This is a genomic window from Paraburkholderia sp. RL17-368-BIF-A, from assembly GCF_046054045.1.
GTDB classification, from domain to species: domain Bacteria; phylum Pseudomonadota; class Gammaproteobacteria; order Burkholderiales; family Burkholderiaceae; genus Paraburkholderia; species Paraburkholderia graminis.
This window is the reverse complement of record NZ_JARESN010000004.1, coordinates 476661-490021: the sequence shown is the minus strand read 5'-3', so window position 1 is coordinate 490021 and position 13361 is coordinate 476661. Positions and strand designations below refer to the sequence as shown.

Annotated in this window: 17 protein-coding genes and 1 pseudogene; 3 read left to right on the top strand and 15 right to left on the bottom strand. The window is 62.8% G+C overall.

From position 1 onward, the window contains the following. Positions 1-313 (bottom strand): annotated as a pseudogene (locus P0D87_RS10510) (cytochrome C oxidase subunit I); the annotation flags it as partial. Positions 314-382: 69 nt separating this feature from the next. Further along, positions 383-1099: an SURF1 family protein gene (locus P0D87_RS10505; protein WP_053857465.1), complete on the bottom strand. Its 717-nt coding sequence runs from the start codon at positions 1097-1099 to the stop codon at positions 383-385. A gap of 111 nt (positions 1100-1210) precedes the next feature. Here P0D87_RS10505 and P0D87_RS10500 point away from each other — a divergent pair, with 111 nt between their 5' ends. Beyond that, on the top strand, positions 1211-1420 hold the full coding sequence (locus P0D87_RS10500) for a twin transmembrane helix small protein (RefSeq protein WP_006048064.1): 210 nt from the start codon (positions 1211-1213) through the stop codon (positions 1418-1420). Between the two features lie 190 nt (positions 1421-1610). On the opposite strand, the gene P0D87_RS10495 is transcribed toward P0D87_RS10500, so the two are convergent. The 8 genes from P0D87_RS10495 to P0D87_RS10460 form a co-directional block, all read right to left on the bottom strand. Beyond that, positions 1611-2468, bottom strand: a complete 858-nt coding sequence (locus P0D87_RS10495) for a cytochrome c oxidase subunit 3 (protein ID WP_006048065.1) — start codon at positions 2466-2468, stop codon at positions 1611-1613. 151 nt (positions 2469-2619) lie between these two features. Next, a complete protein-coding gene (locus P0D87_RS10490; RefSeq protein WP_053857464.1) occupies positions 2620-2829 on the bottom strand; it encodes a DUF2970 domain-containing protein in 210 nt (69 codons plus the stop codon). Positions 2830-2883: 54 nt separating this feature from the next. Continuing rightward, positions 2884-3498, bottom strand: coding sequence for a cytochrome c oxidase assembly protein (locus P0D87_RS10485; RefSeq protein ID WP_006048067.1), 615 nt, complete (start codon positions 3496-3498; stop codon positions 2884-2886). Positions 3499-3539: 41 nt separating this feature from the next. After that, a complete protein-coding gene (locus P0D87_RS10480; RefSeq protein WP_006048068.1) occupies positions 3540-3674 on the bottom strand; it encodes a cytochrome oxidase small assembly protein in 135 nt (44 codons plus the stop codon). Positions 3675-3818: 144 nt separating this feature from the next. Next, entirely contained in the window at positions 3819-5432 is a 1614-nt protein-coding gene (gene ctaD, locus P0D87_RS10475) for a cytochrome c oxidase subunit I (RefSeq protein WP_006048069.1), read from the bottom strand. Positions 5433-5475: 43 nt separating this feature from the next. Further along, positions 5476-7134 (bottom strand): cytochrome c oxidase subunit II, encoded by a 1659-nt coding sequence (coxB, locus tag P0D87_RS10470; protein ID WP_006048070.1) that lies wholly within the window; start codon positions 7132-7134, stop codon positions 5476-5478. An 80-nt stretch (positions 7135-7214) separates the two neighbouring features. After that, positions 7215-7688 (bottom strand): DUF2244 domain-containing protein, encoded by a 474-nt coding sequence (locus tag P0D87_RS10465; protein WP_006048071.1) that lies wholly within the window; start codon positions 7686-7688, stop codon positions 7215-7217. 290 nt (positions 7689-7978) lie between these two features. Beyond that, on the bottom strand, positions 7979-8944 hold the full coding sequence (locus tag P0D87_RS10460) for a methyltransferase domain-containing protein (RefSeq protein WP_053857462.1): 966 nt from the start codon (positions 8942-8944) through the stop codon (positions 7979-7981). A gap of 83 nt (positions 8945-9027) precedes the next feature. On the opposite strand from P0D87_RS10460, the gene P0D87_RS10455 reads away from it, so the two are divergent. Next, complete coding sequence (locus tag P0D87_RS10455) at positions 9028-9813, top strand: ComF family protein (RefSeq protein ID WP_408636808.1); 786 nt, start codon at positions 9028-9030, stop codon at positions 9811-9813. An 18-nt stretch (positions 9814-9831) separates the two neighbouring features. Beyond that, positions 9832-10302 carry a tRNA (uridine(34)/cytosine(34)/5-carboxymethylaminomethyluridine(34)-2'-O)-methyltransferase TrmL gene (gene trmL / locus P0D87_RS10450; protein WP_053857459.1) on the top strand — a complete coding sequence of 157 codons (471 nt, stop codon included), beginning with the start codon at positions 9832-9834 and terminating at the stop codon, positions 10300-10302. On the opposite strand, the gene P0D87_RS10445 is transcribed toward trmL, so the two are convergent. The 5 genes from P0D87_RS10445 to P0D87_RS10425 all read right to left on the bottom strand — a co-directional run bounded on the left by P0D87_RS10445 (position 10275) and on the right by P0D87_RS10425 (position 13289). Continuing rightward, positions 10275-10823, bottom strand: coding sequence for an O-acetyl-ADP-ribose deacetylase (locus P0D87_RS10445; protein WP_053857458.1), 549 nt, complete (start codon positions 10821-10823; stop codon positions 10275-10277). The two genes, trmL and P0D87_RS10445, sit on opposite strands and share 28 nt — an antisense overlap. A 138-nt stretch (positions 10824-10961) precedes the next feature. Continuing rightward, a complete protein-coding gene (locus tag P0D87_RS10440) occupies positions 10962-11960 on the bottom strand; it encodes an NAD(P)H-dependent glycerol-3-phosphate dehydrogenase (RefSeq protein WP_053857457.1) in 999 nt (332 codons plus the stop codon). A 21-nt stretch (positions 11961-11981) separates the two neighbouring features. Next, positions 11982-12452 carry a protein-export chaperone SecB gene (gene secB / locus P0D87_RS10435; RefSeq protein WP_006048077.1) on the bottom strand — a complete coding sequence of 157 codons (471 nt, stop codon included), beginning with the start codon at positions 12450-12452 and terminating at the stop codon, positions 11982-11984. A gap of 154 nt (positions 12453-12606) precedes the next feature. Continuing rightward, a complete protein-coding gene (gene grxC / locus P0D87_RS10430) occupies positions 12607-12867 on the bottom strand; it encodes a glutaredoxin 3 (protein ID WP_006048078.1) in 261 nt (86 codons plus the stop codon). Further along, a complete protein-coding gene (locus P0D87_RS10425) occupies positions 12864-13289 on the bottom strand; it encodes a rhodanese-like domain-containing protein (protein WP_029969654.1) in 426 nt (141 codons plus the stop codon). Before P0D87_RS10425 ends, grxC begins: the two co-directional genes overlap by 4 nt. Positions 13290-13361 lie beyond the last annotated feature (72 nt).

Sequence of the window (13361 nt, the reverse complement as noted above, 5' to 3'; positions counted from 1 at the left end):
CCCCGCGCGACGCGGTAAGGGCCGTTGGGGGTCCCCCGCGCGGCCCGTCGCTCGTCAAACCGCCCGTCGGCTTGACGACGTAGTACATGAAGTACGAGATGGCGATCGGCGCACCGCAGACGATGGCCAGCAGCAGCAGCATCCAGCGGCCGCGCTGCCACGAGCCGCGGCCGTTCGGTTGGCCGGGCATTGGTTTCGCTGCAGCGCGTTGGGCGGCGGCGAGGTTCGCGTTGCCAGGTTTCGCGTTGGACTGTCCGTTGGATTTGCCGCCGGATTTGCCGGTCTCGGGCGAACGGGGAGATTGCGTCGACACTACGTGACCTCTTTCAATGATTGTGCGGCTCGCGTCGAACTCACATGGAGCGGCGCGAAGCACGCTGCGTCACACGCCGGGCGCGTGCTCTTTTCTGGCGGCGCGGCGCGCGGCGTAAAGGCCGAAGGCCACCGCCGCCGCCGCCATGCCCCACCACTGGAACATGTAGCCGTAATTGCGCTCGACGCCGCTGGTCGGAGCCGGCCAGTCGCGCACGAGCTTGTCGCCGTCGTCGCTCAATTGCTGGATTACGAACGGCTGCAAAGGCAGTCCGGTTTCAGCGGCGTAAGCGGCGATATCCAGGTTCTGGCGAATCAGCTGATGCGCGGCCGAACCGCCCTGCCCGAGTTCGTAAGCACGCGACGCATCGGCGCGCGCTATGCCTTCGATCTCGATCTCACCCTGCGGCGTGACGTACGGCGCGATCGTCTCGCGATTGCTCATATTGCGCGGCAGCCATCCGCGATTGATCAGCACATAACCGCCGTCCGCGAGTTTAAAAGGCATCACGACGTAAAAGCCCGGCTGATCGTTATACGGACGATTGTCCAGGTACACGACCTTGTCCGCGACAAACGTGCCGCGCGCCTTCACGCGATGAAATTCGATGTCCTTCAATGCCACCGGCGCGCGGGTCACGGGCTGAGCGGGCGCGTTTTCGAACTGCGTGATGCGCGCCTCGAGCGCTTCTTTCTGATGCGCACGGTCCCGCTGCCAGAAGCCGAGCCGCATAGTCACCGCGACCACCAGCAGGATCAATAACGCGGGCACGAGCCGGAATTTCATCGACGATACTCCCTGCCCGCATTGAGCGCCGCGGGGAACGCAGGGCAAACGCCGACGCGCGGTGAGATAATAAACGTCTCGCCTTTGCGCTTTTCCGTTTCAGCAGATTCCATGCACATTCTCGTTCCCATTGCCTTCGCACTGATCATCGCCAGCATGGTGTCGGCGCTGTACTTCATGATGCATGACAAGGGCAAAACCAAGCGGATGGTCTGGTCGCTCGCCACGCGAGTCGGACTGTCGATCTCGCTGTTCCTCTTCATCCTGTTTGCTTACTGGATGGGCTGGATTCACTCGACGGGCATTCCGTACGGGCGCTAAATCCGGCAAGAGGTTTTACCGCTCTAAACAAAACGCCGCCCTGACAGGGTCGAGGGCGGCGCTGCATCAAACCGGTATGCCTGCTTCTGCGTACTGCTGATTGCGTACAGCCTGAGCGCCCGCCGAAAAACACGTTGGGCAACAGCCCGCGCAGTTCCGGCAAGCGCCGGCCCGCGCGGACAGTTCAGCCTTACAGCCAGTACACGACAACGTACAGTCCGAGCCAGACCACGTCCACGAAGTGCCAGTACCAGGCCGCGCCTTCGAACGCGAAGTGGTGCTCCGCCGTGAAGTGGCCGCGGATCATGCGCGCCAGCACCACCGCCAGCATCGTGCCGCCGAGGAACACGTGGAAACCGTGGAAGCCGGTCAGCAGGAAGAACGTCGAGCCATACACGCCCGAAGCCAGCGTCAGGTTCAGTTCGTTGTACGCGTGGAAATATTCGAAGCCCTGCAGGAAGAGGAAGCAGACGCCCAGCACGAGCGTGGCCGCAAGCCAGATGATCGCCTTTTTGCGATGATCTTCGCGCAGCGCGTGGTGCGAGACCGTCAGCGTCGCGCCCGACGACAGCAACAGCGCGGTATTGATAGTCGGCACCGGCCACGGCGTCATCGACTTGAAGGTCGACACGAGCGCCGCAGGACCGTTGTTCGGCCACACCGCCGAGAAGTCCGGCCAGATCAGCTTGTAGTCGAGGCTCGACAGTTCATGCAGCGCGATGGCGCGTGCGTAGAACAGCGCGCCGAAGAACGCGCCGAAGAACATGACTTCGGAGAAGATGAACCAGCTCATGCTCCAGCGATACGACTTGTCGACGTTCTTGCCGTACATGCCGCCTTCGGACTCCGCAATTGCGTCGCCGAACCAGTGCCACAACGTAAAGAGCAGCCACAGCAGACCGACGACAACCCCGATCGGCGCCAGTTCATGTTCGTTGATCCAGGCCGCCAGCGATCCGAGCATGATCAGCAAGCCAACCGCGGCGGTGATCGGATGCCGCGACGGATGCGGTACGAAATAGTACGGGCTCTCGTTTTGACCGCTCATTCTTGATTCTCCACTTCAGTCCAGTTGTTCCGGAAGCTCCGGCTGTATCTTCGACGGCGCGTGGCTACCGCACCGCTTCACTCTAATCCGTGGGCGCTGCCGCGCCCGGTCCTTCCTGCATCGTCACGCTGCGCGAGCCGTCTTGACCGTCTCAGCCGACCACCGCGCGAACCACCAGAACCAGCACGCCGATGAAAATAGCCGTGCTGATCAGCGCCGCGATAATCACATGCAGCGGGTTCAGTTGCGTCGCGTCGCTTTCAAGATCGCGCCGCTTGCGCACGCCGAAAAACGACCAGAACACCGCCCGCATCGACTGGCCAAAGCTGCTCTTGCGCGGGCCGCCGCTGTTATCGCTCATTGCTGTCTTCCTTCGCCTGGGCCTGCGCCTTGGCCTGGGTTTCGGCCCTTACCATCAGGCGGGATTGGCGGCCGTGGCCCCCGTCTCAGCCGGAAGCGCCGCGCTTCCAACCTTCGCCGTTGCCGGCGTGTTCAACTCGAAAAACGTGTACGACAACGTGATCGTTTTCACATCCTTCGGCAGCTTCGGATCGACGACGAACACCACCGGCATCCGCTTCGTTTCGTTCGCCTTCAACGTTTGCTGCGTAAAGCAAAAACACTCGATCTTCTTGAAGTACTCGGTCGCCTGCTTCGGCGCGTAGCTCGGAATGGCTTGCGCCTGGATCGAGCGCGCCTGTTCGTTGCTCACCTCGTACATCACCGTGGTCACTTCGCCCGGATGCACGTCGAGGCTGCGCTGCTCCGGCTTGAAACCGAGCGGGCCGCGCGCGTTCGCATCCAGTTCGATCGAAATCGTGCGGCTCATGTCGACTTGCGTGTTCTTCGCCTCGCGCACCGTCGCGTCGCGCTGCACCAGGTTGTTGATCCCGGTGATCTGGCAGATCGCGCGGTACATGGGCACCAGCGCAAAACCAAAGCCGAACATCATCAACGCGACGACGAACAGCTTGATCAGCATCGAACGGTTAAAAGAGCGATCGGCCTGAGCCGGCGGCTGCGTCGACATCTCAATCCTTAACAAACCTGCAAACCAGAGTTACCGCCTGGTCAGGAAAACCAGCCCTGATTGATGATGACGGCGGTGAAAAAAACCGCTGCGATGGCAAGCAGCACGAGACCTAACCGCCTGTTGCTCGCGCGAATCTGCTCCGGGGTACGTCTTTCCTGTGGATTGCGCGTCATGCTCGAGTTTCTGAATACCTTGCTGCTGCTTTTGTCACCGCGGTTGCCGCGATCACCGCGGTTGCCGCTTCGGCGGCTGCCCGGTTCCGATGACGGCACAACCATCATGCCGCCGCCGGAACCGGCCGTCTCGCCCAACGCCGGTTATTCGACGGTCGGCGGGTGTTCGAACGTGTGGAACGGAGCCGGGCTCGGCACGGTCCATTCGAGGCCCGTTGCGCCGTCCCACGGCTTGTCGGCCGCTTTTTCGTGCTCGCCGCCGCCGCGATACGCGGGCAGCGCGACCGCGAACAGGAAGTAGACCTGTGCGAGACCAAAGCCGAATGCGCCGATCGAGATGACCTGGTTCCAGTCGGTGAACTGCGCCGGGTAGTCGGCATAACGACGCGGCATGCCGGCGAGACCCACGAAGTGCATCGGCAGGAACGCGAGGTTGAAGAAGAACATCGACGCCCAGAAGTGGATCTTGCCGCGCGTCTCGTTGTACATCCAGCCGGTCCACTTCGGCGCCCAGTAGTACCAGCCGGAGAACAGCGCGAACAGCGAACCCGCCACCAGCACGTAGTGGAAGTGCGCCACCACGAAGTAAGTGCCGTGATACTGGATGTCGAGCGGCGCCATTGCCAGCATCAGGCCCGACAGACCGCCGAACGTGAACACCAGCAGGAAGCCGACTGCAAACAGCATGGGCGTTTCGAACGACAGCGAACCGCGCCACATCGTCGCGACCCAGTTGAACACCTTCACGCCGGTCGGCACTGCGATCAGCATCGTCGCGTACATGAAGAAGAGCTGACCCGTAACCGGCATGCCGGTCGCGAACATGTGGTGCGCCCAGACCATGAACGACAGAATCGCGATCGACGACGTTGCGTACACCATCGAGCTATAGCCGAACAGCGGCTTGCGCGAGAACGCCGGGATCACCTGCGACACGATCCCGAACGCCGGCAAGATCATGATGTACACCTCGGGGTGCCCGAAGAACCAGAAGATGTGCTGGTACATGACCGGGTCGCCGCCGCCTGCCGCATTGAAGAACGACGTGCCGAAGTGGCGATCGAACAGCACCATGGTGATCGCGCCTGCCAGAACCGGCATCACGGCGATCAGCAGATACGCGGTGATCAGCCAGGTCCAGACGAACATCGGCATCTTCATCAGCGTGAGGCCCGGTGCGCGCATGTTCAGGATCGTCACGACGATGTTGATCCCGCCCATGATCGACGAAGCACCCATCAGGTGGACCGCGAAAATCGCGAAGTCCATGCCCGGGCCCATCTGCGTGGAGAGCGGCGCGTACAGCGTCCAGCCCGCAGCGGTCGCGCCGCCCGGCGAGAAGAACGAACCGACCAGCAGAACAGCCGCGACCGGCAGAAGCCAGAAGCTGAAGTTGTTCATGCGGGCGAAAGCCATGTCCGATGCGCCGATCTGCAGCGGCACCATCCAGTTCGCGAAGCCGACGAAGGCCGGCATGATCGCGCCGAACACCATGATCAGGCCGTGCATGGTGGTCAACTGGTTGAAGAACTCGGGACGCATGATCTGCAGACCCGGCTCGAACAGTTCGGCACGGATCATCAGCGCCATCACGCCCCCGGAGAGGAACATGGTGAACGAGAAGATCAGGTACAGCGTACCGATGTCCTTGTGGTTGGTTGCGAACAGCCAACGACGCCAGCCGTGCGGCGTTTCGTGGGCATGGTCGCCGTGCACGTGCTCGTGGCCCGCGACTACATCGTGTCCGATGCTAGACATGACAATCTCCTAAAGCGAATACTGCGGTGCGATCATGAACACGTCAGGCAGCCGGACTTGCAGCCGCACTAATTTCAACACGTCGGGCTTCTTTCGCGTCGCCGCCGCCCGTGATCGTTTCCGGCTTTTTCAAAATGATATGGTCTTCGGCGATGCCGGCTGCTTTCAACGCGTCGCGCACGGCTTCGGCGCGGCTCTTCGCGAGCTTCGCGTTGGTGTCGGCGGAACCGGATGCGTCGGTGAAGCCCGACAGCGTGAACTTCGCGTCCGGATGCGCTTTGGCATACGCCGAGGCTGCCTCGACTGCCGCTTTCGCGTCGGCCGGCAGCGTGCTCTTGCCGGTATCGAAGTAGACGCTGGCGGGCAGCGCAGCTTGCGATGCGCCCGCGCTTTCCGAACCCGCTGAAGCTGCCTGTGCACCCGCTGCCTGTGCACCCGATGCTTCCGAAGCCGCGGCGCCCGAAGCAGCAGCGCCGCTTGCGGCCGCGCCCGTGTCGGCCAGATGGTTGCCGCCTTCGGGCAGCTTGCCGTTGCGGGCGTCCGCGACCTGCTTCGGCTGGAGAATGTCGCCGGTATGGTTGCCCCACGAGTTACGCTCGAACGTGACAACCGATGCGATCTCCACGTCGTTCAGCGTAGGCGCCCACGAAGGCATGGCATTCTTGCCCTTCAACACGATGCTGACGTGCTCGGCGATCGCGCCGTTGGCAACCTTGCTGCCGTCGAGCGCGGGAAACGCGCCCGCGCCCTTGCCCGTCGGCTGATGGCAGACCGCGCAGTTCGCCGCGTAGACCTTGCCGCCGCGTTCCATCAGTTCCGCCATGGTGTACGTCTTGTTCGGATCGTCCTGACCCGCGGCCATTTTCTTCTTCTGCGCGTCGACCCACTTCGCGTAGTCGTCGGTGGAGAGCACTTCGACGACGACCGGCATGAACGCGTGTTCCTTGCCGCACAGTTCGGTACAGAAGCCGCGGAACGTGCCGACCTTCTCGGCCTTGAACCACGTGTCGCGCACGAAGCCCGGAATCGCGTCCTGCTTCACGCCGAAAGCCGGCACGTACCAGGAGTGGACCACGTCGTTCGCGGTGGTGATGATGCGAATTTTCTTGCCGACCGGCACGACGAGCGGATTGTCGACTTCCTGCAGATAGGTAGTGGAAATCGGCTGACGGCCGTCGGTTTCCGAACGCGGCGTGGCGAGCGTGGAGAGGAAGCTGATGCCCTCGCCCGGACCCTTCACGTAGTCGTAGCCCCACTTCCACTGGTAGCCGGTGACCTTGATGGTGACGTCGGCATTGGTCGTGTCCTTCATCGCGACCACCGTCTTGGTGGCCGGCAGCGCCATCAACACGACGATGATGAACGGCACGATCGTCCAGATGATTTCGACGGTGGTGCTTTCGTGGAAATTCGAAGCCTTATGTCCTTTCGACTTGCGGTGAGCGAAGATCGAATAGAACATCACAGCGAACACGCCGATGAAAATCACCGTGCACAGAATCAGCATTAGCGTGTGGAGGCTGTAGAGCTCCTCAGCGATTTTCGTCGCAGGCGGCTGGAGATTGATCTCGTTGACGGCGGGGCCGCCCGGAACATCGCCCACTGCCAGGGCGGCACCGGCGAAAAGCAGTCCGCTCATCGCCAGCACGCCCATGAGCGCTCGCTTGATTGTTTTCATAGCTTCCTTACCCAAAATTTCCATTCAAACCTTCGACCCCGCCGGCCCGCTCGCCCCGATCACCCGCTGCTCCGCTGCGGCGAACGCCGCATGCCCCGACGCGACTAACAACGCGCGAGCCATCTGCGCAATTCGCCCGCAAACTGCGCGCGCCGGTGCTGCGCGAGGTGCTGCCCGATCATGATCGTCTCGCCGCGCGAGACCAGTCTGATCTGATCACGCGGTGTTGCGCCAGCCTCGATCCGCACCCAGCGCGGATTGAACTCGAACTGCGTGACCTGCTCGGCGCTCACCTGTTCGATCACGAGCCGGTTCGGAAACAGCCGGATGCGTTCGTAATCGACAGCATGACGCGCATAGATGGCAAACGCGACGCCCACCGCCAGCAATTCGATACCGGTGAACGGCAACACCAGCCAGGCGCCGACCAGAACCAGCATGAAAGCAATTGCCAACGAGAACAACGCAAGCGACACGTAGAAACATACGAACTGCCGCGGCGACATGGAACAGTTGCGCTTCATCGTCCAGTCTTTAAGGACCGGTTCCGAATCCGCCAGCAGATCAGATGCTTCCATCGCTGCCTCCTGCCGATCGTCCCAAAGGCCCGCTATCGACCTCTATTGACCATTACCGCACCAACCCCGCGCCAACCAGTCTTGCTGCCCTGTGCCTCGGGCCTGCCGCCCCAAATGTGGGAACTCCGGGCGACAAACTGACGCATTATAGGCGCGATCCATAGCATCCACAAGCAAGCCCCGGCTGCCTCACAAGCCAGGCGCGACAAGCCTCCGCGCCGTTTTGCCGCATGTTTTGCGCGTGTCTGGAAACGGTAATTTCAGACATAACAGATGTCCTCTTTACCGCTTCAGCGATTCCTTGACGAGCCTCGTCCAATGTCCTCGATTCGCACGATGCCATGCCCTTCGGCCGTCGTGCGCGGCACCGCTTTCCATGCGTGTCCGTAGATCACCTCGAAGGTCAGCGCGATCGTGCCGTCGCCGCGCCGGCGCGCTTCGAGCGCTGCCAGCAATGCCTTGTGCAACCGCCGTGCCGCCGCACCCGACGACGCTTCGCGCTCGAACGGATACGCGCCCCAACGGCGCACGTCCGCGAGCAGCGAGTCGGGTGACTTATAGGTGATTGTGATAGTTTCCTGGTCCATCACGGGAATCTCGAAACCGCTTTCGACCAGCATGTCGCCAAGATCATGCATGTCGACGAAGTCGATCACGTGCTTGCGCGAGCCGACGCCATGCGCCGCTTCGACTTCGGCATAGGCGCCGCGCAACTCCTTCAGCGTGTCGGGCCCGAGCGTACTGAACATCAGCAGGCCGTTCACCTTCAAGACGCGCTGCCATTCCGGGAAGACGAGATCCGGGCGCGAGTGCCAGTGAAGCGCGAGATTGGACCAGATGAATTCGAACGCGCCCGCGGCGAAAGGCAGCGCGGCAAAGTCCGCTTGCGCGAAGCGCGGACCGCGTGCGCCGAGCGCCTTGCCGAGCGTGGCCGGCAAGAAACGCCGCCAACTGGTATCGCCGGAATCGTGGCGCAGCGCGCGCGTGAGCATGCCGCGCGACAGGTCGGTGCCGAACACCGGTGCTTCGGGAAAGCGCTCGCGCAATGCGGGGATGTCCTCGCCTGCACCGCAACCCGCGTCGAGCACGGCCGCCGGCGCGACCTTGATGTAATCGAGACGCTCGCGCATGCGCTGCGAAATTTCGCGCGGAAGGAAGGCGACGTCGTCGAAAGTCGCTGCGCGGCGGTCGAAAATCCGCCGCAGGCGCCGGGAGTCATAGGCCGGACGGCCAGATTGAGGGGGCGTTGGGGACATGGGTGTCGTGCTGGCGTGGAGCCCGAAGTATACTCGTTCGCTTCCTTCGATTCAGCGCCAAAGGCCTTTGCGGCCGCCCATGCATGCCATTCCGAGCCCGTTTTCCGTCTTCACGAAGCCCCTTCACGCGATTCGCGCGCGGCTTTCGCTCGGCGTGGCCGCATGCGATGCAGGCGATACTGCCTAACGCATGCGCGTTATGCGGCAATTTGTCGCATAACGCGCTGTGCGGCTTTTGCGACGAATCCTATTGGAATGAAGGCGCTTTGCGATGCTGCGTTTGCGCGGTTCCGTTGCCTGTCACATATCGGGGGCGTCGAGCGTCATATTGCTGTGGAGATTGCATCGCCGAAAAGCCGCCGTTCGACGCCACCTTCGCGCTCGCCGACTATCGTGCGCCGCTCGACACGCTCGCCGTCGGCCTCAAGTTTCGTGCGCAGTTGGTGCTTGCGCGGGAATTCGCGCGGCGCCTCGCGCTTCTCGCGCACGATGCCTGGCAAGATCCGTCGGAGTGGCCCGACGTGATCGCTCCCGTGCCGCTTGCGGACCGGCGTCTTCGAAAGCGCGGCTATAACCAGGCATGGCAAATCGCGAAACCACTGGCTCGCGCGTTGCATGTGCCGAACGACGCGACGCTGCTGCGCCGCGTGATCGATACGGCGCCACAGTCGCGGCTTGACCTCGATGCGCGCCGAATGAACGTCGGGCGCGCGTTCGAGCTTGCCGGCAACGTGCAAGGGCTGCACGTGGGAATCGTCGACGATGTCATGACGACCGGCGCAACCCTCGAAGCGCTGGCTCGCACACTGAAAGCAGCGGGTGCGCGGCGCGTCACCAACTTCGTCGCGCTGCGCACACCGAAAAACTAGTCTCTACCTGGTCACCTTATGTTCAATGTCGTTCTCGTCGAACCGGAAATTCCGCCGAACACCGGCAACGTCATCCGCCTTTGTGCGAACACCGGCGCACGTCTGCATCTGATCGAGCCGCTCGGCTTTCCGCTCGACGACGCCAAGCTGCGCCGCGCCGGCCTCGACTATCACGAGTACGCGCAAATGAACGTGCACGCCGATTGGGCCGCGTTTGTCGCGAAGGAATCGCCTGATGCCTCGCGCATGTTCGCGTTCACCACGCGCGGCTCGGGCCGCTTTCACGAGCACGCGTTTCAGGAGGGCGACTGGTTTGTGTTCGGCGCGGAAACGCGCGGCCTGCCCGACTCGGTGCTCGAGCAATTCGCCGGCGAGCAGCGCGTGCGCCTGCCGATGCGTCCGGGCAACCGCAGCCTGAATCTGTCTAATACGGTGGCAATCGTAGTGTTCGAAGCGTGGCGTCAAATGGGATTCGAAGGCGGCGCCTGACGGCTTTTCAATTCGGACTGATAGCGCTCGAACATCGCGTCGTCGAAGCAGGCGAAGATCACGCTGCGCAGTTGCGGCATGCGCGGCAGATTTTCCAGCACCGTTTCCACGGCGATGCGGACCGCCTGATCGGCGGGAAAACGGTAGATGCCGCAACTGATCGCGGGGAACGCAATGCTCGCGCAATTCGCCTCGCGCGCCACTTCGAGCGAGCGCTGATAGCACGAGGCCAGCAAGTCGGCCTCGCCGTGCGTGCCGCCCCGCCATACGGGGCCCACCGCGTGGATCACATAACGCGCGGGCAAACGGTAGCCGCGCGTGAGTTTGGCGTCGCCGGTTGCGCAGCCGCCGAGTGCTTCGCATTCGCGCAGCAATTCGTTGCCGGCCGCGCGGTGGATCGCGCCATCCACACCGCCGCCGCCGAGCAACGAAGTATTGGCTGCGTTGACAATGGCATCCACGTCAAGCGTGGTGATGTCGGCCACGCGGGCTTCAAGCGTGCAACGATCGATACTGAGCATGTGAACCTCGCTGATCCGAAGCGTCGATAGACAGTGGACAGCGAGAGCAGACAGCCGTTCAGCGTTTTACACACCGAACGGCTGATTGAAACGGCTCAAGGAAGAACCGCAAGACGGCTCGCTTCGGCTTGTTCCAGCTTATTCGGCCTTGGAATCGCGCCGCAACAGAGCGCTGACGGCGTCGCGGGGCGCCACGCCGTCGAACAGCACGGCGCAGACGGCCTGTGTGATCGGCATTTCAATTGCATGAGCGCGTGCGATCGCGAGAACCGCTTGCGCGCAGCGCACGCCTTCGGCCACATGCCCGAGGCCGCCGAGAATATCGGCCAGCGAGCGGCCTGCGGCGAGTTGCACACCCACCGTGCGGTTGCGCGACAGATCGCCGGTCGCGGTCAGAATCAGATCGCCAAGACCGGCCAAGCCAGTGAACGTCTCCGCCCGTCCGCCCAACGTCACGCCGAGGCGCGACATTTCGGCGAGACCACGCGTGATCAACGCGGCGCGCGCGTTCAGGCCGAGACCGAGGCCGTCCGCGATACCCGTCGCGATAGCCAGCACGTTCTTCACCGCGCCGCCCACTTCGACGCCGACAACATCGTCGCCGGTATAAATGCGCATCGCGCCGTGATGAAACGCGGCGACCGTGCGTTCGCGGCACGCCGCCGAAGCACTTGCGATGGTCAGCGCGACCGGCAAGCCCTGGCCCACTTCGCGCGCGAAGCTCGGCCCCGACAGCACGCCGTTGCTGCCGTGCTCCGGCAATTCGGCCGCGACGACCTGGTGCGGCAGCAACTGCGAGTCGGCCTCGAAGCCTTTGCAAAGCCACACGACATGCGCCGGCACTTTGCCGGCATCGCGCATCGACTGGATGAGACTGCGCAGTCCGGCGACGGGCGTCGCGACGACGCATAACGCGTCGTCGGCGAGCGCGTGGTCGAGCGCTGCGTTGAGATCCGCTTCGTAGCGAAGCGCCGCAGGCAAAGCAACGCCCGCCAGATAGCGGGCGTTTTCATGCGAAGCGGCGAGATCCGTAACGAGCGCAGGTTCGCGCGCCCACAGCACCGTGTCGTGCCGAACGGCCAGATGGCCGGCGAGGGCTGTGCCCCACGCGCCGGCTCCGAGGACAGCAACCTTCATAGCCGGCACTGCCTGGGACACTTAATGCGTGACGCCGTTTTGCGCCGCGCCGTTCTCGCCGCCCATCTGCGCGAGGCGTTGCTCGTACAGCGCCTGGAAGTTGATTTCGGCGAGGTGGATCGGCGGGAAGCCGGCGCGCGTGATCGCGTCCGCGATGTTCGAACGCAGATACGGGAACAGGATCGTCGGGCATGCAATGCCGACGAGCGGATCGACCTGCTCAGCCGGAATATTGCGGATGTCGAAAATGCCCGCTTGCTTCGCTTCGATCAGGAACGCAACCTTGTCCGCGACCTTGGCCGTAACGGTGCCCGTCACGAGGATTTCGAAGACGGTGTCGGCGAGACGCTCGGCCTTCACGTCGACTTCCACTTCCACCGACGGCATATCCTGCTCGAGGAAAATGCCGGGTGAGTTCGGCTGCTCGAGCGACATGTCCTTCAGATAGATGCGCTGGATGTTGAAGAACGGCTGGTTATTCTCGTCGGACATGATGGTGTGATTCCCTGATAGATATGCGTAGCGGCGGCCCCTGAGTCTCAAGGGCCGCCAGATAGTTGCGGCGCGCCGTCCGCCCCTTTCAGGAGCAACGATGCGCCGGCTTGTGTTTCACCCGCCGACACGCGCGCGCAACAGGCGCGCGAATTCAGGCGGCTTCGAGCAGAGGCGTCAGACCGCCCGCGCGATCCAGCGCGGAAAGGTCGTCGTACCCGCCGACATGCTTCTCGCCGATGAACACCTGCGGCACCGTGCGACGACCGGTCCTGGTCATCATTTCCTCACGACGGGCCGGGTCCTTGTCGATCAGTACTTTTTCGATATTCTCGACGCCGCGCGACTTTAAAAGACGTTCGGCCATCTGGCAATACGGGCACACCTGCGTGCTGTACATGATCACTTTGTTCACTTGGCTACTCCTTGTTTCACAACCGGCATGCCGGCTTTCTGCCAGGCGTCGACGCCGCCTTCCAGAACGTGGACTTCCGCATATCCTGCGTCCTGCACGATACGCGCTGCCTTGTTCGACTGCTGGCCGGTCTGGCAGACCAGCAGCACGGGGTTGTTCTTATTCTTCACCAGTTGCGCGACCTTTGCTTGCAACTCGGCGAATTCGAGGTGCCGCGCCGCGGGCAAATGACCCTTGGCGAAGTCGGCCGACGGACGCAGGTCGATAACGGCCGCGTTGCGCCGGTTGATCAGTTGCGTGGCTTCGGCGGCCGACAGGCCACCGCGGCCGCGCCGGCTGATGGTCGGCCACAGCAGCAACCCACCGGAGATGAGGACGATCGCGATCAGGACAAGGTTTGTGTAATCAGTGAAAAACTTCACGGAAAATCCGCCGAAAAAGAGAGAAATCGGAAAGGGCAATCCGCCCATTATAAAATAAGCGTCTGACGCGAT